Source organism: Prosthecobacter sp., from assembly GCF_014879935.1.
Classification (GTDB): domain Bacteria; phylum Verrucomicrobiota; class Verrucomicrobiia; order Verrucomicrobiales; family Verrucomicrobiaceae; genus Prosthecobacter.
Window position 1 is genome coordinate 1 of record NZ_JACSRD010000195.1, and the last position, 20,933, is coordinate 20,933.

At 61.1% G+C, this 20,933-nt stretch carries 22 protein-coding genes; 14 read left to right on the plus strand and 8 right to left on the minus strand.

The features are described from left to right. The 4 genes from IAE77_RS21300 to IAE77_RS21315 all read right to left on the minus strand — a co-directional run. A partial coding sequence (locus tag IAE77_RS21300) for a glycosyltransferase (protein WP_294231147.1) occupies positions 1-1,037 on the minus strand: 1,037 nt, incomplete at its 3' end. Continuing rightward, positions 1,037-1,624, minus strand: coding sequence for a GNAT family protein (locus IAE77_RS21305; RefSeq protein WP_294231150.1), 588 nt, complete (start codon positions 1,622-1,624; stop codon positions 1,037-1,039). The genes IAE77_RS21300 and IAE77_RS21305, both read right to left, overlap by 1 nt. After that, on the minus strand, positions 1,617-2,774 hold the full coding sequence (locus IAE77_RS21310) for a DegT/DnrJ/EryC1/StrS aminotransferase family protein (protein ID WP_294231153.1): 1,158 nt from the start codon (positions 2,772-2,774) through the stop codon (positions 1,617-1,619). Before IAE77_RS21310 ends, IAE77_RS21305 begins: the two co-directional genes overlap by 8 nt. Beyond that, positions 2,735-3,970: a glycosyltransferase family 4 protein gene (locus IAE77_RS21315; protein WP_294231155.1), complete on the minus strand. Its 1,236-nt coding sequence runs from the start codon at positions 3,968-3,970 to the stop codon at positions 2,735-2,737. Before IAE77_RS21315 ends, IAE77_RS21310 begins: the two co-directional genes overlap by 40 nt. A gap of 368 nt (positions 3,971-4,338) precedes the next feature. Between IAE77_RS21315 and IAE77_RS21320 the strand changes: the two genes are divergently transcribed. The 8 genes from IAE77_RS21320 to IAE77_RS21355 all read left to right on the plus strand — a co-directional run bounded on the left by IAE77_RS21320 (position 4,339) and on the right by IAE77_RS21355 (position 14,846). After that, on the plus strand, positions 4,339-4,881 hold the full coding sequence (locus IAE77_RS21320; RefSeq protein WP_294231157.1) for a type IV toxin-antitoxin system AbiEi family antitoxin domain-containing protein: 543 nt from the start codon (positions 4,339-4,341) through the stop codon (positions 4,879-4,881). Beyond that, entirely contained in the window at positions 4,868-5,734 is an 867-nt protein-coding gene (locus IAE77_RS21325) for a nucleotidyl transferase AbiEii/AbiGii toxin family protein (RefSeq protein WP_345781003.1), read from the plus strand. Before IAE77_RS21320 ends, IAE77_RS21325 begins: the two co-directional genes overlap by 14 nt. 64 nt (positions 5,735-5,798) lie before the next feature. Then, entirely contained in the window at positions 5,799-7,064 is a 1,266-nt protein-coding gene (locus tag IAE77_RS21330) for a DUF1552 domain-containing protein (protein WP_294231160.1), read from the plus strand. Positions 7,065-7,121: 57 nt separating this feature from the next. After that, the gene (locus IAE77_RS21335; protein ID WP_294231162.1) at positions 7,122-8,240 is read left to right on the plus strand and encodes a sialidase family protein; all 1,119 of its coding nucleotides are present in this window, start codon (positions 7,122-7,124) and stop codon (positions 8,238-8,240) included. A gap of 43 nt (positions 8,241-8,283) precedes the next feature. Next, complete coding sequence (locus IAE77_RS21340; RefSeq protein WP_294231164.1) at positions 8,284-8,406, plus strand: hypothetical protein; 123 nt, start codon at positions 8,284-8,286, stop codon at positions 8,404-8,406. A gap of 40 nt (positions 8,407-8,446) precedes the next feature. Continuing rightward, positions 8,447-9,106, plus strand: a complete 660-nt coding sequence (locus IAE77_RS21345; protein WP_294231166.1) for a hypothetical protein — start codon at positions 8,447-8,449, stop codon at positions 9,104-9,106. Between the two features lie 137 nt (positions 9,107-9,243). Continuing rightward, entirely contained in the window at positions 9,244-12,462 is a 3,219-nt protein-coding gene (locus IAE77_RS21350; protein WP_294231168.1) for a DUF4838 domain-containing protein, read from the plus strand. 185 nt (positions 12,463-12,647) lie between these two features. Continuing rightward, positions 12,648-14,846 carry an NADP-dependent isocitrate dehydrogenase gene (locus tag IAE77_RS21355; protein WP_294231169.1) on the plus strand — a complete coding sequence of 733 codons (2,199 nt, stop codon included), beginning with the start codon at positions 12,648-12,650 and terminating at the stop codon, positions 14,844-14,846. 4 nt (positions 14,847-14,850) lie between these two features. On the opposite strand, the gene IAE77_RS21360 is transcribed toward IAE77_RS21355, so the two are convergent. Together IAE77_RS21360 and IAE77_RS21365 are read right to left on the minus strand one after the other, a co-directional pair. Beyond that, positions 14,851-15,723 (minus strand): ImmA/IrrE family metallo-endopeptidase, encoded by an 873-nt coding sequence (locus tag IAE77_RS21360; RefSeq protein WP_294231171.1) that lies wholly within the window; start codon positions 15,721-15,723, stop codon positions 14,851-14,853. Further along, positions 15,710-16,219 (minus strand): helix-turn-helix domain-containing protein, encoded by a 510-nt coding sequence (locus IAE77_RS21365; RefSeq protein WP_345781004.1) that lies wholly within the window; start codon positions 16,217-16,219, stop codon positions 15,710-15,712. The genes IAE77_RS21360 and IAE77_RS21365 overlap by 14 nt, the downstream gene beginning before the upstream one ends. 7 nt (positions 16,220-16,226) lie before the next feature. On the opposite strand from IAE77_RS21365, the gene IAE77_RS21370 reads away from it, so the two are divergent. From IAE77_RS21370 to IAE77_RS21395, 6 genes are all read left to right on the plus strand, one after another. Continuing rightward, positions 16,227-16,547 carry a multiubiquitin domain-containing protein gene (locus IAE77_RS21370; RefSeq protein WP_294231173.1) on the plus strand — a complete coding sequence of 107 codons (321 nt, stop codon included), beginning with the start codon at positions 16,227-16,229 and terminating at the stop codon, positions 16,545-16,547. Between the two features lie 6 nt (positions 16,548-16,553). Next, positions 16,554-16,955, plus strand: a complete 402-nt coding sequence (locus tag IAE77_RS21375; RefSeq protein WP_294231175.1) for an E2/UBC family protein — start codon at positions 16,554-16,556, stop codon at positions 16,953-16,955. Further along, complete coding sequence (locus IAE77_RS21380) at positions 16,952-18,319, plus strand: ThiF family adenylyltransferase (protein ID WP_294231177.1); 1,368 nt, start codon at positions 16,952-16,954, stop codon at positions 18,317-18,319. The genes IAE77_RS21375 and IAE77_RS21380 overlap by 4 nt, the downstream gene beginning before the upstream one ends. Before the next feature lie 2 nt (positions 18,320-18,321). Continuing rightward, positions 18,322-18,672, plus strand: a complete 351-nt coding sequence (locus tag IAE77_RS21385; protein ID WP_294231178.1) for a DUF6527 family protein — start codon at positions 18,322-18,324, stop codon at positions 18,670-18,672. A 23-nt stretch (positions 18,673-18,695) separates the two neighbouring features. Further along, positions 18,696-18,869, plus strand: coding sequence for a hypothetical protein (locus IAE77_RS21390; protein WP_294231180.1), 174 nt, complete (start codon positions 18,696-18,698; stop codon positions 18,867-18,869). A 99-nt stretch (positions 18,870-18,968) separates the two neighbouring features. Next, positions 18,969-19,262 (plus strand): DUF1778 domain-containing protein, encoded by a 294-nt coding sequence (locus tag IAE77_RS21395; protein WP_294231182.1) that lies wholly within the window; start codon positions 18,969-18,971, stop codon positions 19,260-19,262. On the opposite strand, the gene IAE77_RS21400 is transcribed toward IAE77_RS21395, so the two are convergent. Together IAE77_RS21400 and IAE77_RS21405 are read right to left on the minus strand one after the other, a co-directional pair. After that, complete coding sequence (locus IAE77_RS21400; RefSeq protein WP_294231185.1) at positions 19,249-19,797, minus strand: hypothetical protein; 549 nt, start codon at positions 19,795-19,797, stop codon at positions 19,249-19,251. The genes IAE77_RS21395 and IAE77_RS21400 overlap by 14 nt on opposite strands. After that, positions 19,790-20,878 carry a Fic family protein gene (locus IAE77_RS21405; protein WP_294231187.1) on the minus strand — a complete coding sequence of 363 codons (1,089 nt, stop codon included), beginning with the start codon at positions 20,876-20,878 and terminating at the stop codon, positions 19,790-19,792. Before IAE77_RS21405 ends, IAE77_RS21400 begins: the two co-directional genes overlap by 8 nt. Between the last annotated feature and the right edge of the window lie 55 nt (positions 20,879-20,933).

Here is a 20,933-nt window from a genome sequence, read left to right on the forward strand (position 1 = left end):
CGGGGGATCGCCTTCCACTCCTCCACGATGTGCCACAGGTCATGCCGCTCGCACACCACCGCCTGTGCCGCCGCCGTCACCTCCGCCACGCGCGGCCCGCCGCCGCAAGCAGCCTCCACCGCTGCCGCTAGGCCCGCCTCATCTCCCTCCGCAAGCAGCCATCCCGTCTCACCATGCCGCACCACCTGCGCTAGCGCACCGCTGTCACAGGCTACCACCGGCACGCCCAGCAGTTGCGCCCACAGGATGATCTGCGGCGTGCCCTCCGCATTTCCATCCGCCGCCTTCACCGCCGGGTGCAGCAGCACCGCTGCGGAGGCCAGCGTACGCAGCATCTGCGAGGGCGGCTGGTAGCCGGTGAAGTCCACCCGCCCCGCCAGGCCTAGGTCCGCCGCCAGCTGCTGTAGCGCCCCGTGCTCTGGCCCGTCACCCACGATGGTAAGCCTGTGCTCCGGCCCCAGCCCCGCCAGCACCCGCAGCGCCGTGGCATAACCTTTTTTAGGCACAAGCCGTCCCACGCACAGCAGTCGGCGTGGCTCCCGCGTGGTGCCGCGCAGCCCCTCTAGCCGCCGCAGGTCCACCGGCACGCGTGAGACCACCGGCTCACGCCGCACGCCCAGCCCCGCCAGTAGCGCGCGATCCCTCTCGCTCGGAACTGTCACCACGTCCGCATGCTCGCACACGCACCGCACCAGGTGCCGCAGGTTGTCCTTCCAGATCTTCGCGTTCATGTCGAATCCACCGTGAAAGGTCAGGATGAAGGGCTTCCGCAGCGTGCGGGCGATGTCGTACGCGCGCAAGGCCAGTGTGCCGTCGAAGACCGCGTGCACCACGTCACACGCCGCCACCTCCGTCTGCACCGCCTCCACGTCAGACAGCTCCGCGCCGCGCGCGCAGTGCGGCAGCGCCACCTCGTGCGGCGGCTCCCAACGCTTGCAGAAGACCACGAAGGAGAACGCCTCCAGCCCGTGCAGGATCTGCGCCATCGCCAGGTGCGTCGGCTCCAGGAAGTGCTTTGTGAACAGCGCCACCCGCATTACCGCTCCCTCCTTTCCAGCCACAACCCGCGAAGTACGACGTAGTTCGCGCTGTCGTCACTCACGCCCTCCATCACCGCCCCGCCGCGCTCCGCCACGTGCCGCCCGCGCAGGTTCCCCGCCTTGCACGTCACCGTTAGCGCCTGCGCTCCTCTTGTCATGAATAGGTGCTCCTGCACCGCACGGCACGCCGCATCGGTCAGCCGCGCCGCCGTCACCTCCCGGCGCACCTCCGTCGGCAGCCCCCGCAGCCGCACAGTGTCCAGCACCAGCCGCCCCACCTCGTACCGGTCCGGCTCCGTCCTGCTCCGCTCCCAGCCGATGGTGCCCAGCCCCTGGTCGATGCCGCACACCCGCAACACCCGCAGCGCGTCGTCATCATCCGTCATACGCGCCGAGATCCAGCGCCCGCTCACCTCCGGCAGGATCACCTCCGAGTGGTGGAACCACTGCCGCACCGCACGGCGGTTCCGCAGCTCCACCAGCCAGGGCACATCCTCAAACCGCGGCCGCCACAGCTCCACGCAGTCTTCGGAGATCGGCTCTTCCGCCCCGGATGGGGACACTCCCGCCGACGGCTCATCCATGGATCGCACGTGCCACCTCCCGACTAACAAAAAGGTGATCATCATCAGCTAGGTCCGCGTAGCACGGCAGCGTCACCACCTCCTCCGCGAACAGCGCTGCCCGCGGGCACTCATCCGCCGCGAACAGTGGGTGCCCCGCCAATGACGGATAGTGCACGCTTGTGCTGATGCCGCCGCGTGCGCACACCTCCCGCAGCGCCTCACGCCGCCCCGACGACACCCGCACCACGTACATCAGCGCCGAGTCCCGCGCGTAATCCCGCCGCAGGCACTCCAGCACTGGCTGCAGCGGCCTCAGCAGCGCGTCATACCGCCGCGCCACTGCCCGGCGCAGTTCGCGGTTCACTGCGTGCGCCTCCAGCGCCGCCTTCACAAAGGCCGCCGCTACATCCGTCATCCGGTGCTTTCCCCCCGGCACCCCGCTGAACGCGTACGGCAGGTGCACCGGCTGCGCGCTCCGCTGCGGCGTGTCCACCCGCATCCCCAGGTAGGCCGCTAATCGCGCCTGCTCCGCGTCCGCCTCGTCACGGCACCACAGCGCACCACCCTCCCCCGCCGGCAGCTCTTTCACTGAATTGAAACTGCACACGGAAAAATCTGCCACACTCTCCTCAAATAGGCAGTCCACCCGGTGCGCCCCGTCCTCGATCAAGGCCAGCCCCCGCGCATCACACAGCCCTCGCAACGCTCCTAAGTCCGCCTTCTGCCCGTAAAGGTGAACAGCCACCACCGCCGCCGTTCGCGCCGTGATTAGCTGCCGAGCGCTCTCCGCATCCATCAGCCCCGTCTCCGCACTCACATCCGCCACACGCACCCGCCAGCCCACCTCCACAAACGGCATCGCAGTGCTTACAAATGTGATCGCCGGCACGATCACCTCTAGCGCCCCTTCCTCCGCCGTGCCGCCAGAAGAACATGATGATGCAGAAGCACGCTGCGCCGCGATGCAGCGCGCCACTAGCCCCAGAGCCGCTGTACAGGATGTCGTCAGCAGCACAGAGCTTCTGCCCCGCGCCAGGGCCAATTCCTCCTCCAGGCTCCTGCACAGACTCCCGTAGCTCCACCACCTCGATTCGATTACCGCGGCCAGGTGCCTATCTAGCGAAGGCGCTACAGGGGGGCGGAAGACAGGGATCGCTTTAGCACGCATGAAAACACCTCCTCGTAGTTAGTTACCTCAAACTGCGGTGAGTATCGCTCCGTCGCCCGCTCCAGGGCCGCCCGGCCCATCGCCGCGCGCAGCCCCGCATCCCTCGCCAGCTGAGTCAGCGCTGCCGCCAGCCCAGCCACATCATTCCGCCGCGCAACCAGGCCGGACACACCCTCCACCACCACCTCCGAAAACAGGTCGGACACCACTACCGGCAGCCCCAGGCAGATCGACTCCAGCAGCCCGTTCGCCAGCCCGTCCTCGATGCTTGGCATCGTCCCGATGTCTGACCCAAGCGCCAGCCCAAGCGCCTCCGCCCGGTCCAGCTGGCCGCTGCAGAAAAGTCGCCCCTCATCCTCCAGCCGCGCCCACAGGTCGCCGAACAATCTTTGATCCGCCGCTGTTGGGCGGCTGCCGATCAACGCCAGCCGCAGGTCTCGGCTTACCCCCGGCTCCAGCAGCGCCGCCAGCAACGCGCGGATGCCCTTCTTCTCCCTTGCCGCGCCGATGAAGCTCACCACCACACTGGAGTCCGGCCAGCCTGCCCGCCCCAGCAGCGTGCTACGCGCCGCCGCCTGATCCATCACCGGCAGCACCGGCAGGCGGCAGGAATTTTCGATCATCCGCGTCTTCTCGCCCGCCTCCGGAAACGCCAGCATCAGCCGCTCCCGCAGGTGACTGTTCACACACACCACCGCCGCCGCGTTTCGCACCGCCAGCGCCACCGGGTAAAGCCGGTCCACGGAGAAGATGTTTCGCCCTACATCATTCCCGCGCACCCCTAGCACATGCGGCACGTCCATGTGGTTTGCTAGGTAAGTCGCCATCCAACCAGCGTTCACGACATACATGGAGAAAACAAGCTCAGGCCGTGTCGGCATCGCATCCACGGCCTCCACCATCCGGTCGAACACCTGTCGGCGCAGGATTGCCCTGTGCTTTTCATTGATGCCTGCGATCTCATCGCTCGGACGCTTCAGGAAGAAAGGCCCGAACTTCAATACCTTCACCCCCGCCACGGCCACAGTTGCCTCCTTCACATAGGGTGGCGAAGTCACCACCTCGCTGCTGTCGAACGTGAACACCGTAACCTCATGCCCGCCCAGTTCCGCCAGTGACGTCGCGACGCGGTGCGCGGAAGTGGCTACCCCGCCAGAAAGCGGCGGCCAAGCCTCGGTAAACATCAAAATTTGCATAAAAGTTTTCTCATTTATACATTCGGACCGCCTTTGAACACCTCATTTCTCCAAGCTGAGTGTTCATGATGTGAGTGCGGCGAGCGAGCATCTGAAAAAGTCTATGCAACCAGGGAACTCGCCCGAGAAGTCAGTTATTCGAAAATTCCGAATAACTGCCACTGATGGCAAAAGCTACCCTAGCGAACGATTCTGTGCCGAGATGGCCCGACAACACGCCGAGTCCGAGTTTGAGAAGTTCCGTGTCATCAAGGGCCGCCTCCAGATGAGCGACTGGGACCGCGAGGTGGAACGGCTCCTGGTGAAGAAGGATTGAACTATGCTGCACAAAACATTGCACTTTATGCAATGTTTTGTAGAGTCCTGCCATGCAGCCCCTCAAGCAGCTCTCTGAGACGCTCCGCTCGCTGGCGGATCGGGAGCACTGCGTTTTTGCGGCCTCGGACCTTGCGGCGGCGGTGCCGGGGAATGGGCAGTTGGCGGTGTTGCTGTCGCGGGCGACGAAGGCGGGACTGCTTAAGCGGGTGTGCAAGGGCATCTACCTTTACCCGGTGCCGGATTACCCGGCGGGGAACCTGCTTTTCCATGCGGCGGCGCGTTTGCGGGCGGGGGAGTTCAATTACCTGAGTCTCGAGACCGTGCTGAGCGATGCGGGTGCCATCTCGCAGGTGCCGATGAACTGGATCAGCCTCATGACCTCCGGTCGCAGCCATGTGGTGGACTGCGGCGACTACGGGCACATCGAATTCGTGCATACGGCGCAAAAGCCGGACGAGGTGAGCGCGGAGCTGGCCTACGACCCGGAGCGGCATCTCTGGCGTGCCTCGCCGAAGCAAGCACTGCGGGACATGAAGGCCACGCGCCGCAGCCTGGAACTCGTGGACGAGGAGGTGCTGCGTGAGCTTGTTTGACCAACTCGTGGACACGGCGCTGCGCACGCGGGCCGATCTCGCCACGCTGCGGCCCGTGGTGGAAAAAGAGCTGCTGCATCACGACATCCTGCGGGAGATGAGCGAGGCCGGGTTGCTCGCAGGCCTCACCTTCATCGGCGGCACCTGTTTGAGGGCCTGCTACGGCTCGCAGCGGCTCAGCGAGGACCTCGACTTCACCGGCGGCCGTGATTTTAGAAAGGAGGACCTCGCCGAGCTCGCCCGCGTGCTCACGGACCGCCTGCAAACACGCTACGGCCTGCCTGTGAGCGTGAGCGAGCCGGTCAAGACCGGCGGCAAAGTCTCCACCTGGAAGCTCACTCTCGAAACACGGCCCGGCCAGCGCCACCTGCCCGCGCAGCGCATCCACCTCGACATCTGCGCGATCTCCAGTCACGACCCGCGCCCGATGATGCTGCGAAATCTCTACGGCATCGACCTCGGCACCTCCGGCCTCATTTTGCAGGCGCAGAGCCGTGAGGAGATTTTGGCCGATAAACTCATCGCGCTCGCCTTTCGCGAGAACCGTATCAAGAACCGCGACCTGTGGGACATCGGCTGGCTGGTGCAGCAGGGCGTCGAACTGCCTGCAAAGCTCATCCCGCTCAAGATTCGCGATCATCAGCACAGCGACGCCGAATTCGCGACCGCCCTTCAAGCACGCACCACCGCGCTCAAAACACAGCCTGCCTACCGCGACGACTTCGTGAAGGAAATGCGCCGCTTTTTGCCAGCGACGGCTATTCGTGACACGGTCGAAAAGGAGTCCTGGTGGAGCTACCTGACCCAGGTGATCGGCGAACAGGCGGCAAAGGCGCTGAAGGCCATCTCATAAGTCCAATTTTCAGTTTTCAGTTCCCAGTTCGCAGTTTTCAATCCGCCACGTTCATTTACCCTCCATGACCTCCCACGTTTCCCGCCGCACCTTCCTTCGTGGCACAGGCGTCTCACTCGCGCTGCCGTTTCTTGATGCCATGTGGGGACGCAAAGCGCTCGCAGCGGCCGAAACCGTGCCGCCGAAGAGGCTGGTGACGATTTGTGCGTCGCTTGGCATTTACGGGCCGGATTTCTTTCCGGCGGAGAGTGGGGAGGCTTATACGCCGACGCCTTATTTGAAGATGATCGAGGCGCATCGGAAGGACTTCACCGTTTTCTCGAATGTTTGCCATCCAGATCAAAACGGGCGTGATGGGCATGCCTCTGAGATGACCTGGCTCACCGGAGCGCGGCATCCGGGCCTCGGAGGGTTTCGCAACACGATCTCGCTGGACCAATTCATCGCGGAGAAGATCGGCTTTGAGACGCGCTACCCGTCGTTGCAGCTCAACACGGGCGGCGGGAACAGCCAGAGCTACACACGCAGCGGCGTCATGATCCCCGCGGAGTCGAGACCTTCGAAAATCTTCGCCAAGCTCTTCCTCGACGGCAGCCAGTGGGAGATCGAGCAGCAGATGCGCAAGCTGCATGAAGGCCGCAGCATCATGGACACCGTCGGCGAAGAGGCGAAGCGCCTGCAAGGCCGCTTTGGCAGCGCCGACCGCGATAAGCTCGATGAATACTTCACCAGCGTCCGCGAGATGGAGCAGCGCCTGCAAAAGGCCGAGGCCTGGGTGCAGAAACCAAAGCCCAAAGTCGATGCGCAGCCGCCTGAAGACATCAAAGACGAGAAGGACCTCATCGGCCGCATGAATCTCCTCTTTGACCTCATCCCGCTCGCCTTTCAGACGGACAGCACACGCGCCATCACCATGCTCGTGCAGGGCCGCGGCGATGTGCCTGCGATTCCCGGCGTCAAAACGGATCACCACAACCTCTCCCACCACGGCCAGGACCCGGAAAAGATCGCGCAGCTCCGGCTCATCGAAACCGCGCAGCTCAAAGCGCTGGGCACGCTGATCGAGAAGCTCAAAACCAAGCAAGAAGGCTCCAAGCGCCTGCTCGACAGCACCGCCGTGCTTTACGGCAGCAACCTCGGCAACGCCAACTCGCACGACTGGCACAACCTGCCGCTCCTGCTCGCCGGTGGCGGCTTCCAGCACGGCAAGCACCACACCGGCGACGCCAAGAACAACACCCCGATGGGAAATCTCTTCGTCCGCCTCCTCCAAAACATGGGCATCGAAGCCGACACCTTCGCCACAAGCACCGGTGCGCTGACGATTTGAGTGACGCGAACATGTGAAACGTGACAGTTTTGGGACTTGGGCGACGTCTGATTCCCGATGATCCGCCTCACCCCGCTGCTGCTCGCCACCACGCTCGTCTTTGCTGAAGAAAAACCCGATCTGCCGATCATTGACCTGTCGGGCGAGAAGGATCGCCACACCATCATCGCGCAAGGCACCGAGGAGGTGTATCAGGGGCATCCGACGACCACGTTGCTCGCCGATGGCAAGACGATCTTCTGCGTATGGTGCGTCAATCACGGCGGAGCGGCGGGGCCGATGGCGCGGAGCGATGATGGTGGCCAAACGTGGACGCGGATCGACGAGACGCTGCCGGCGGGCTTCAAGACACATCAAAACTGCCCGAGCATCTACCGCATGACGGATTCGGCGGGCAAAGAGCGGCTGTGGGTGTTTTCAGCGGCGAAAGGCAATCGCAAAGGTCCGGGCATGCCGAGCATCATGAGCGAGGACGCGGGCAAAACGTGGAAGGAAATGCCGCCGCTCGGTTTCCCCTGCGTGATGACTTTCAGCAGCATCGTGCGGCTCAAAGATGGGCATTACCTCGGGCTCTTCCACAAAGGCCCCGGCGGTGCGGACAGGGCACCGCTCGAAGTGCTGCATACGATCACCGCCGATGGCGGCTTCACCTGGAGCGAGCCGAAGGTCGTCGCGAGCGTGACGGGCAAGAATCCGTGCGAGCCGTTTGTCTTTCGCTCGCCAGACGGCGCGGAGCTTTGCTGCCTGATGCGCGAGAACACGCACAAGGAACGCAGCCTCGTGATGTTCAGCCGCGATGAAGGTCAAACGTGGAGCACGCCTGCGAATACGAACTGGGGCCTCACCGGCGACCGCCATGCGGGTGTGTTCACCGCGGATGGCCGCATGGTCGTCGCGTTTCGCGATCAAGCGCTCAACAGCCCGACCAAAGGCCACTTCGTGGCGTGGGTCGGCACTTATGATGACATCAAGAACGGCAAGCCCGGCCAATACCGCGTCAAACTCCTCCACAGCCACGCCGAGCGTGTGGGCGACTGCGGTTATCCTGGCATGGAGCTGCTGCCCGACGGCACCATCGTCGCCACGACCTACCTGAAGTATGCGCCGGGCAAGGAAAAGCACAGCGTGGTGAGCCTGCGCTTTGATTTGAAGACGACCGATGCGCTGTTGAAGTGACGCAACATCCGGGTTCGCCCTTCGTCCTCACGCGTCCAAGCGCATGAAACATCCCACGGCACTCGGCTTCACGATGTTCGGAGATCCCGCCGGTCCCGATCATCGTTTTCACAGACGTGCCGCCGCGACCGCCAAAGACGAAGAAGAAGCGGGCCAACGATCTTGATTTGAATGGAGACACGATCCTCACTGACAGCATGCCAGCCATGAAAACACACCTCGCCACGCTCCTCTGCATCGCCATCACCTCGTTGAGCCAGGCGGAACCCCCGGCCATGCTTGGCACCATGCCACTCATCTTCAGCGAGGATTTCGACAAGGGCTTTGACCGCTGGGAGGTTCTGGACCCGCAGACCTGGACGCATCGCGTGATCGATGGGAATGCCGTCTTCGGGATCAATCAGCGTGAGAGCTCCTACAAACCGCCGTATCGCAGTCCGTTTCACATCGCCTTGATCAAGGATGTCTCGGTGGCGGACTTCGTGCTCTCCTTCCGTGTGCGCAGCACGAAGGACACCGGCAACCACCGCGACTGCTGCATCATCTTCAACCACCAGGACGCCGCCAACTTCTACTACGCCCACCTCGGCGCGAAACCGGACCCGAACAGCGGCCAGATCATGATCGTGAAAAACGCGCCACGCACGCCGATCACCCGGAACACGAAAAACGTGCCATGGACCGACGGCTGGCATCAGGTCAAAGTCGTGCGCGATTCAACGAAGGGCAGCATCGAGGTCTTTTTCGATGACATGACGACCCCGCAGCTCAGCGCCAACGACAAGACCTTCGGCAAAGGCCGCATCGGCATCGGTTCGTTCGATGACATGGACGACTTCGACGACGTGCGGCTCCATGGGAAGTGAGCAAAGCGAGATGCCGCAATTGTTCGCCCGCAACAGGGTGACCATCCGTCGTGGAACCACGCCACGCGGGCCAGTCGTGAGGAGTTGGAGTTCAAGTGTTCGTCAGAACCAAGGTTCGCACACGTTTACGTTCGACCATGAATGCGCGCCTTCTGATCTTGCTTGTTGTCCCGGCCCTCGCACTTCAGCTTCGCGCTGCCGGCTCCTTCCTCGTCGAAAACGGCCAGCCGTTTGCGGAGATCGTGATTTCGGACAATCCGACGCGCATGCAGCGTGTCGCGGCGGCGGAGTTTCGCACAAATGTGGAGAAGATCAGCGGTGCGCGGCTGCCGATCGTCACGCAGCCGACAGGAAAAGCGGTGAAGGTGTTCATCGGCGAGAGCACGCAGAATCCGGTGAAGGCGGAGCGATTGAAGGACGGCGCGTATCGCATTCAGTCGGGCGACGACTGGCTGGCGCTCGTCGGTGATGACACGGACTTCGAGCCGACGGAACCGTGGGCGAAAAGCAACAGCGACATCCCGCGGGCGCAGGCGGAGTGGGAGAAGATCATCGGCGCGCCGTACGGCATGCCGGGCGGCGGCCTGTATAAAAACCGGCTGCGCATTCCCGGCGACACGGGCAAACCCGACGGTGCGACCACGACGCCAAAGGAAACACTCGACATCTGGGGGCTCGATGAACGCGGCAGCTTCAATGCCGTGACGGCGTTCTTTTCCAAGCTCGGTGCGCGCTGGTATCTGCCGGGCGAACTGGGCGAGGTGATGCCGTCGATGAAGACGATCCCAGTGCCGAAGATCGATGAGACGGTGCATCCTGACTTCGCGCTGCGGCAGTTCAACTTCCGCTTCAGCACGGCGCGTTATGACAACGCCATGTGGGTCATGCATCTCGGCACGCGCAGTGACGAGAGCCTGCACATTGCTCACGGCATGGCGGGCATGACGAATCGTGAGGAGGTCTTCGCGAAGAATCCGGACTGGTTCGCGATTTACGGCGGCAAGCCGGACTTCCGCCCCGGCGACTCGAAGTGCCAGCTCTGCTACTCGAACGAGGAACTCTTCCGCGAGACTGTGCTTTACGCCCGTGCGCTGCTCGACACGTATCATTTCAAGACGGTGTCGATCATGCCGCCGGACGGCTACACCGCGATCTGCCAGTGCGAGAAGTGCAAGGGCAAGGATTCGCCCGAGCGCAACGAGCGCGGCCTGCTGAGCGATCATGTGTGGGACTTCGTCAATCGCGTGGCGAAGGAGATCGCGAAGACGCATCCTCAGGCGAAGGTGCTGAACTGTGCGTATGGCGTTTACACGCTGCCGCCGCTGAAGATCGACAAGCTGGAGCCGAATGTGCAGGTCTGCATCGTCGGCGGCCGTCGTCCGATCAACAAAGGCGGTGTGAAAGGCGAGGGTGAGTCCGCGCCGGAGGCCTTGCGTGCCGCGTGGACGAAGAAGACGGACAATCCGCTGCTCATTTTCGAAAACTATCCCTTCACCGATCGCGGCTGGTATCTGCCGAGCTACGCCGCGCACTCGCTCGTGAACAGCGTGAACGCCACGAAGGGCATCTCCGCTGGCGAAGACATCTGGCTGAGCGTGCGGCAGGATTTCGACACCGTGGGCGTCGGGTTCAATCACTTCCTCGTCTATTTCACCGCCCGCGCCTACTGGGGCGGCAAGAACGTGGATGCGGACGCGATGCTGCGCGAATACTGCCGCCTGTTTTACGGTCCCGCCGAGCAGGAGATGCTCGCGTTCTTCAACTACAGCGAACAGAACTGGGTCGCGATGGAGGAGGACAAGGCGAAGGCCGATGAAGCACTCGCGCTTTTTGAAAAGGCGAAAGCCAAAGTCCGTAGCAGAAGTCGTGAGACTTCCGACAACGCGCCCGCCATCGGGGAAGACTCACGTCTTCCTCTACAAACCTACGCCGCACGCATCGCCCTCACCGATGATTACTTGAAGGGTCTGCGCATGAAGACCGAGCAGCTCGGCCAGAAGCGTGGCCCTGTGCCGGCAGTGCGTCTCGTCGGCGATGCGCATGACATCGTCATCGATGGCAAGCTCGATGACAAATACTGGCAGAAGTGTCCCGTCGCGGCGACGGGCAAGTTCCGCGAGCTGCAGACCGGCGGCACGCCCGTCTTTGGCACGTCGTTCAAGGCCGGGTGGCAGGGCGGTAATCTCTACTTCGCGATTCGCTGTGACGAACATCCCGGCGAGAAGCCGAACATCGCCTCCACGCGCGATGGCGACCAGGCGCTCTGGCATGGCGATGCGATTGAGATCGAGCTCGCCACCGAAACGCACTCCTATTATCAGATCGCCGTCAGTCCCGCCGGTCACATCGTCGATCTCGACCGCGGAGCGCCGAAGGGCCAGTGGTTCGGCTGGGATTCGAAGGCGGAGGTCGCCACGCACATCGCCGACGATCACTGGACCGTCGAGATTCGCTTTCCAGTCACCGCCGATGAAAACGATCCGCTGCATCAGGTCATCGGCCGTCATCCCACGCAGAGCCTGCCGTGGCACATCAATCTCTGCCGCCAGCGCATCCGTGAGGACGGCCAGGAGCTCAGCGCCCTCTCGCCCACCGGCACCAGCGGCTTCCATGAGCCGATGAAGTTCGCGCACTTCTACGACGGCCGCTCGCATCAGTTCGAGGCCGATCCCACCGTCACCGATTTCGTCATCGGCTTCCGTCAGGCCGCGCAGAAGCGCAAGTCCGAGGCCTTCCTCGCGCTCGCAGACATGGAAAAGATCACCGACCTGCAAAAATCCGCCGCGCTGGAACAGGCCGCGTTTTATTCCCGCGGCGCTGCCGATGCGATCATCGAGCGCATTCCGCTCGAACCCGTGAAGAAGACCGCGCAGATGCAAAGCCTCCTCGCCAACGCGAAAGCGCCTGATGTGGTGAAGCAGTTCGCCGCCGAAGATTTCACGAAGTGGCCCTTCTGGAAGCGTGGCGATGGTTTGCATCATCGCGGCCGCGCTCAGTTCATCGTCAAAAACGGCCCGCAAGCCGAAGCCGATCTCAGCGCCGCTTTGGACTGGATCGGCGATCTCCGAGTCCGCGAGTCAGCGATGCTCGTCCTCGCCCAAAACCGCGAAAACAACCTCAAAGACGACGCCAAGGCCCTCGAAGCCTACGAAGCCATCCTCGAAGGCAAAACCCGCCTCGGCGGTGCCGACGAATATTCCGCCCTGCAAGGCATCGCCCGCATCCAAACGCGTCGCGGGCAGTTTGAAGAGGCTTTGAAGACCCTCGATCGCGCCCAACCCGATAAACTCCAAGGCGTCTGGAAGACGAACTTCGACAAATCCATTGAAGCTGTCAAAAAGGCGCAAGGACAGTAAGGGCGCAGTTGCCAACCGTTGTGGTCAAAAAGGTGCTCTCGCCACCTTTTGCGCAGCCCCGCGCCCATTTTTGACCTTTTGGGGCCATTGACGCACTGCACTTGACCTTCCAACGCGAAGCATCTTGACCCTTCCGCCGCCCTTTTTACCTCTCCCGCCCTCAAAACCGCCTTTCCTCGCCTCTCATGTCCGCCAAAATCATCTACACCCTCACCGACGAAGCACCTCTCCTCGCCACGTATTCGCTGCTGCCCATCGTGAAGGCCTTCACCAAGGCGGCGGGCATCGAGGTCGAAACGCGCGACATCTCGCTCGCAGGCCGCATTTTGGCCCAGTTCGGCCAGCAGGACGATGATTTGAGCTACCTCGGCAAACTTTGCCTCGAGCCGACCACGAACATCATCAAGCTCCCGAACATCTCCGCGTCCGTGCCGCAGTTGAAAGCCGCCATCGCCGAGTTGCAGTCGAAGGGCTACAAACTGCCCGATCTGCCCGAGAACCCGCAGACCGACGAGGAAAAGGAGATCAAAGCGAAATACGCCAAGGTCATGGGCAGCGCCGTGAATCCCGTGCTGCGTGAAGGCAACAGCGACCGCCGTGCGCCGAAGGCCGTCAAAGACTACGCCAAGAAGCACCCGCACAAAATGGGCGCTTGGTCTGCCAACTCGAAGACCACCGTCGGCACCATGGGCAAAGACGACTTCTTCTCGAACGAGAAATCCACCTGCGTCGCCGCGGCCACTGAGGTCAAAATCGAGTTCACTGGCAAAGACGGCAGCACCAAAACCCTCCTCCCCAAACTCGCTCTCAAAGCCGGCGAGATCATGGACGCCACCAAGATGAGCAAGAAGGCCCTCGTCGCCTTCTTCGAGCAGCAGATCGCCAAGGCAAAGGCCGATGGCGTGCTCTTCTCGCTGCACATGAAGGCCACCATGATGAAGGTCAGCGATCCCATCATCTTCGGTCACGCCGTCAGCGTCTTCTTCAAAGACCTCATCGCCAAACACGCCGCGACGCTCGCTGAGATCGGCGTGAACTTTAACAACGGCTTCGGCGATCTCATCGCGAAGCTCGACAAGCTCCCCGCCGACAAAAAAGCCGAAATCGAGGCCGACATCCAGGCCGCCTACGCCAGCGGCCCCGCTCTGGCCATGGTGAACAGCGACAAAGGCATCACCAATCTCCACGTGCCCAGCGATGTCATCGTCGATGCCTCCATGCCCGCCATGATCCGCGGCGGCGGCAAGATGTGGGACGCCGCCGGCAAGGAGCAGGACACGCTCGCCGTCATTCCGGACAGCAGCTACGCCGGCATTTACCAGGCCACGATCGACTTCTGCAAAAAGAACGGCGCTCTCGATCCGAAGACGATGGGCAGCGTGCCGAATGTCGGCCTCATGGCCCAGGCCGCCGAGGAATACGGCAGCCACAACAAGACCTTCGAAGCCCCCGCCGACGGCACCATCAAAGTCACCGACACCGCCGGCAACGTGCTCTTTGAGCACAGCGTCGAGCAGGGCGACATCTGGCGTGCCTGCCAGACGAAGGACGCCCCCGTGCAGGATTGGGTGAAGCTCGCCGTCAACCGCGCCCGCGCCTCCCAGACCCCCGCCGTCTTCTGGCTCGACAAAGCTCGCGCCCACGACGCCCAGATCATCGCCAAGGTCGAAAAATACCTCAAAGACCACGACCTCACCGGGCTCGACATCCGCATCCTCCCGCCCGCCGAAGCCTGCACCTTCTCTTTGGAACGCATCGCCAAAGGTCTCGACACCATCTCCGTCACCGGAAACGTCCTCCGCGACTACAACACCGACCTCTTCCCCATCCTCGAAGTCGGCACTAGCGCCAAGATGCTCTCCATCGTCCCGCTCATGAACGGCGGCGGCCTCTTTGAAACCGGTGCCGGCGGCTCCGCGCCGAAGCACGTGCAGCAGTTCTGCGAAGAGAACTACCTCCGCTGGGACAGCCTCGGCGAGTTCTTCGCCCTCGCCGCGTCCTTCGAGCACCTCGCCGACACCTTCAAGAATCCGAAGGCCAAAGTCCTCGCCGACACCCTCGACGCCGCCAACGGCAAGTTCCTCGAAAACGACCGCAGCCCCGGCCGCAAACTCGGCACCATCGACAACCGCGGCAGCCACTTCTACCTCTGCCTCTACTGGGCCCAGGAACTCGCCGCCCAAACCGCCGACGCCGACCTCGCAAAGACCTTCAAACCCATCGCCGAGTCCCTCACCACCAACGAGTCCAAAATCGTCGCCGAACTCCTCGCCGTCCAAGGCCAGAAAGCCGACGTCGGCGGCTACTACAAGCCGGATAACGCGAAGGCCGATGCCGCGCTGCGTCCGAGTGCGACGCTGAATGGGATCCTGGCGGGGGTGTGAGGGCTTACGCAGATAGTGCCGTGTGCCCTAGGTCCATCGGTTTCAACAAGAAGAAAACTTGGCGGGTCGAATCGAATCCCTCGACATAGAATCGCCTAAGTTCTCCAGTAGTTGTTGTCAGGTGAACCACGTCCATCAGGGAAAAGACGTTCTTGGGACGGTTTTCCACAAACCAAGAATCTGGGCTGAAAACCTGCGGCCACCTAATGGAGCCAATGGCGTTTTTGAATCCTGAAGAGCGAATGAATCGCCGTGGAGCCAGCCATGCTCGATCATCTTTCTTCAGATCACATACCAAAAGGGCCGCAGTGTGCCCACACTTTTCGGTATAGCGCCTCAACGTTGAGTAATTGCCAGCGCCGTATCGCTTCGTGAGTTGCCTCACTGGCTCGAAAATGCCGAACCGGATATCCCGCGCATCATTGGTGAATGAATCTGATTGGAAGTGAACTTCACTGGCGAAGCAGTTGGCAGCCTTCTCGAACAAATCGTGCGTTTCGTGGTCGAGTTCGTGTTCAGAATCTTCCAGGATTTCGTATGTCATGCGTTGATCCGGAAGGTAGTCATGCGCGATCTCATGGAGAGCGAGGGACTTGCGGCGGCTGGAATGAAGTGAACGATCCAGATAGATGGTGCGATCTCGGCGGTCCAAGAATCCTTGGAGTTTACTCATCGCTTTTTTGATCGCGGCGGGGTCAACACCGTCAGGGATCGGAAGCTCAGTCATGGGCTTCAACTTCAACTTTGCCGCAGACACGATGTCCTTAACTGGCGTTGGAAAGGTGCCATATGCAGCCGCCTCTCTCAGCAGTTGATCTGCATGTTTTTGAATATGCGCGATGTCGGCATCAGGCAGGCTGTAGTCATCCGTTTTCATCGGTTCTGCGGTTTTTCATTTTCAAGAAGGCAATGTACTCGCGCACCTTCTCTTCCTCTTCTCTGGTCAACTCCACATCCGCGAGAGTAGACGTGGGTAAAGCGCCTCGACGTTTGGTTTCATTTCCGGTCGTTGCCTTTAGGTGCCCGGCTAGCTCCATCAGGTGTTGATAAGGCGCCTTGTAGCCGGTGGCAATTTTTTGGAGGATAGCGGGCGATGGTGATTTTATTCGACCTGTCTCGATCTGATTGATGTAGGCATTTGAAACCCCAGAAGCGTCCTCGGCTTCACGGAGGCTCATGCCAAGTGCGTTTCTGGTGTCCCAAAGGTACGAGCCAAGGGCACCACGTTGGCTTGCAGTCGGTTGGATGGGCGGGGAAGGCATCTGTCCGGAAACTAGCTGATCTGCTAAATCTATCAAGCGTGTTAAATTTTCCTTGCACACTTCGACAAGCGCGCTTAAAACTTTAAGCAGCAGAGGACAACCCCCTCTCATTCTCAAAATGAAAGACCCAGACAAACATCATATCCCCGAAGACGAAATCGAAGACCTCGAAGTCTGCTGCCGTGAAGGCCGCGCACCCCGCTGCGACCGCCACTACCGCATCAAGGTCGACAAAGAACCCTACGTGAGCCCCGTCAGCTTCATGACCGGCCGCCAGATTCTGGAACTCGCTGGCAAATGCGAGCCCGATAAATGGAAGCTCCGCCAGAAGTTCGCTTCTGGTGAACTCAAGAAAATCGGACTGGACGACAAAGTCGATTTCACCACACCCGGCGTGGAGAAGTTCCTCACCCTCCCGTGTGACCAAACCGAAGGTTAAGCCGCCATGCGCCGAGAATTTCAACTTCCTGAGAGGGACGTGAAGTTCCTCGATTCTACCGGCAGGCCTTGGGAAACCATAGGCCTGCCGGGCAAGCGGTATGTGTTGATCCACGGTTATCCGGTGCCCTCCGGCTACAACATCCCGGAGGTCATCACGGCACTCAAGATCGACCCAGGCTATGACGACGCTCAAATCGACATGGCCTATTTTTTCCCGGCTCTCGTCCGGCAGGATGGCAAAACCATCAACAACCTCACACACGAGACCATCGATGGCCAGATCTACCAGCGCTGGTCACGCCACCGGACTCCGGCCAATCCCTGGCGGCCAGGTGAAGACTACATCGGCAGCCATATGGCCCTCGTGGATGATTGGCTCGAACGTGAATTCCGACTCAAACCATGAACTACACTTTGAAACTCAGCGGCTACCAACATGCCGCGCTCCAGTCCCACCTGCTCCAAGATGCCAACGAAGCTGCGGCAATCGTTCTCTGCGGCCGGTGTGTCACTGACTCTCAAACCATTCTGATCGGCCAAAAAGTGGTCCCCATACCACTCGAAGCCTGTGTCGTTCGCCACCCCGACTTTCTCCACTGGCGCACCGATGCCGTCGAAGCTGCATTCGAAGAAGCTGCTTCAAAAGGCCTGTCGGTTCTCAAGATTCACAGTCATCCAGGAGGTTACGCGGACTTTTCGCGCACGGATGACGCATCAGACAAGGAACTGTTTCCCTCGCTGTATGGCTGGACGGATGGCCCGCACGCCAGCGCTGTCATGCTGCCGGACGGGAGCATCTTTGGACGCCATGTGAGTGACAAAGGACGCTTTACACCGATTCGCCGGGTCGCGGTGGCTGGTGATGATGTTCGCATCTGGGACCACGAGACCCACATTGGCGAAGTGCCGACGACTGCGAACCGTCACGCCCGAGCATTCGGCGCTGCAACGACCTTGCTGCTGAAACGACTCAAGATTGCCGTGGTCGGGTGCTCCGGCACGGGATCAGTCGTGATCGAACAACTCGGACGTCTCCAGGTAGGTGAACTCATTCTAATCGACCCTGATTGCGCTGAGGACGTGAACTCGAATCGCATCATCGGGCTCACAGCAGAAGATGTGGAGTGCCGTCGCCCTAAGGTCGAAGTGCTCAAGCGCTCCGTCGAAGCGATGGGACTGGGCACTCGTGTGACGGCCTTGCCACGCGATGTGATGAATCCAGATGCCATCAAGGCTGTGGCAGAATGTGATCTGGTTTTCGGGTGCATGGACAGCGCTTCCGGCCGTCACGTCTTAAACAAACTCGCGGCGACTTATTGCCTGCCCTACATCGACGTTGGAGTGCGTCTCGTCGCAGATGGTTCTGGGAGCATTTCGCATGTTTGTGGCTCGGTGAACTACCTTCAGCCAGGTGGTTCAAGCCTTCTCAGCCGTGGGCTTTACACCCTTCAAGACTTTGAAGCCGAAATGCTCAAAAAGGGCGATCCCGAAGCCTACAAAGCCCGTCTCGCGGAGAAGTACATCAAAGGTGTTCAGGAAAGTCGTCCTGCTGTCATTAGTGTGAACACAGTTTACGCAGGGTTAGCCGTCACGGAGATGCTCGCACGCCTGCATCCATTCCGAGATGACCCGAATGGCCGCTACGCCTCAACCTGTCTGAGTCTGAACGGAACGTTCGTCGAATGCTCTTCGGACGGTCAGCCCTGCCCAGTAATCAACCGCCATGCCGGCAAAGGAGACATGGAACCTCTACTCGGACTGCAAAGCTAAGGATGAAAACGATTCGCCGACTTCTGAAACGCTTTTGGCGCTGGGTCATCCCAATGCCGAAGATGGCTTTGGTTTCGGTAGAGGAGGTTCCCGACCGTCTCAAGAAGCGAGTCGGATATGTGATCGGTGAAAACGGCCACGAATGGCATGTCGTCATGAGCTGCCCCTGTGGATGTTGCGAACCGATCTATCTCAATTTGCTTCCTGATGACTTTCCTCGCTGGGAACTGACGCGTCACCGCGATCAGACCTTTTCTCTTTTTCCCTCCGTGTGGCGCACCACCGGATGCCGAAGCCATTTCTTTGTCCGTCGTAGCCGCATCGAGTGGTGTGGACCCACGATCCGACACTGAACAACCCAAACCTGATGCATCCTATGTCTAAACCTCATCTGAAACCTGGTCAGTCCGTTCCCACTTCCGGTCAATACGGCGTCTTCGGCCCTCGCGGTGGATACCTTCACCAAGAAGTCACCGGCGTTCGCGGCAAAACACTCCCGCCGACGCCCAAACCGGGCCAGACCTACAAGCTGGTGGACCGCACGAAGTAGCTGCACCACGACGGCGATCGCGATCTTCTGGCACGAAGCGAAGGAAAATCCACTCTTGCGGCGAGCACACAGTGTGGCACACTTTGGCACACAAAAACCATGCCTGCCGTCGCCACTGCCCGCCGCTCGAATCGCCTCGTCGCCCGAGTTACATCGGATGACAAGGCTTTGCTGGAGCGTGCGGCTGGATTGGAAGGCTGTTCCGTCGCTGTGTTCGTGATTTCTCATGTGCGTGCTGCGGCGGAAGAAATCGTCCGCCGCCATGATACGGTGAAATTGAGTCAAACCGAGTCGCGTCGCTTTGTGGAAGCCCTCCTCGCACCCGTCAAAGCCCCCACCAAGCGCATGCGCACGGCTTTGGACCTGCATCGCAAGACGGTCATCGAGCGCTGATCCATTGCGCCGCCGACTTCATCGTGATGAATTGGCGGTACTCCGTCAGGGGTTGAAAGCCAAAGCTCGCATAAAACGCCCGTGCCTTTTCATCCTTGGGATCGGTCACAATCGCCCACGAGGCGACTTCTTCGGAAGCTCTCACTGACCGATGTAGCATGCTTGCCATGAGCCTTTCGCCGATCTGCTGTTCTTTGAACCTCAAATCGCGCGCCAAACGGCCCAGCAAGGTCGCTGGCAGTTCATTGTATCGCGGAAGCTTTTTGGTCACCGATTCTGGCAAGGCCGTTCTCAGCACCGTGGCTGCTGAAAGCGTGTAGTAGCCAGCAATGACATTAGGCTCGTCCTCCGGCACCATCACGAAGCAGGCGGAAGTCCCGGCCTCCATTTCCTTGCGGGCGCGAAGCCGGAGGAAGTCATTCAATGCCTCAACTCCACAATCAAACTCCTCCCGGCAGTGTTTGGCCGGATTGAGAGGTTCGACGATGAAGGTTTGACTCATGTGGCTGTTTAGCCTTTCGGCTGGATTACTCAACAATCGCTCCCTCAAACCTCTCCGCCAGCCGGTAGCTTCGTCCCTTCTTTGAAGCATTGGCGACGGCTAGAAAGCCCTCAGCCGCCCATTTGGCGCACTGCTCTCGCCCCTGACGGGGCGAGAGGCCGAGGTAAGCGGCAAGTTCGTTCGAGGTGACGATGCGATGCTTCGCGAAGAGGCCGAGCGCCTGGCGTTGCAGCGGACGCAGTTCGCGCAGTAGCGCAGCTTTGTCCTGCGGCGCGGACAGGCTGGAGGCCTCGGCGCGGGCGGCCACTTTGGCGAAAGCATCGGACATGCCTTCACAGAAGTATTGCACGAAGCCGCTCACGTCCGCTTCGGCACGACCGAGGTGGTAGTTATGGCTCGGACCTACCGAAAGCGCGTCGTAGTAGCCGCGCAGATGCCGGGCATAGTATTCCTCCAGCGAGTAGATGCCCTTCAGCCCATAGCCGCAGCGATGCAGGATCAGCGTCGTCAGCAGCCGCGCGGTGCGCCCATTCCCATCGTAGTAAGGGTGAATCGTGGCGAACTGGTAGTGCGCCAGCGCGGCGATGACCGGCACGGGCAGGTCGCGAGACTCGATCTCGTCATTGATCCATGCCACCAACTCACCCATCAGCCCCGCAACTTCCTTCGCCTCTGGCGGCAGGTAGGTGATGGCACCGTTGGAGCTGTTGCGGATCACGTTTTGGCCGTCGCGATAAGGCGTGGGTCGCTTTTTACCCTCGAAGGCCAGTCCGTGAATCGTTTGGATGTCCTTCTCGGTGAGCTTCCGCTTCAAAGCAGCGAGCGACTCGACCTCATCTGCTGCCTTGTAGTAGTTCTGCACCTCCCGCTCGTCCCTCTCGCGACCCGGAAAGCCGCCGCCGCCCGCGATCACCTCCTCCACCTGTGGCAGCGTGAGGCGATTCCCCTCGATCTGCGTCGAGTAATGCGTCGTCAGCAGCCGCGCCGACTCCCGCAGCGAAGCGATCATCTGCGGCGTCACCGGCAGCCGATCCACCGCCACCCGCGAAGCCTCGATGGCCATCAGCGCCTTCGCCGAAGCGGGCGTGATGCGGTAAACGGGTTGAAAGGGCATGGCTGACCAAGGTAAGCCCCGTCATTAAAACGTCAATAAACCGTCATGAAACGGC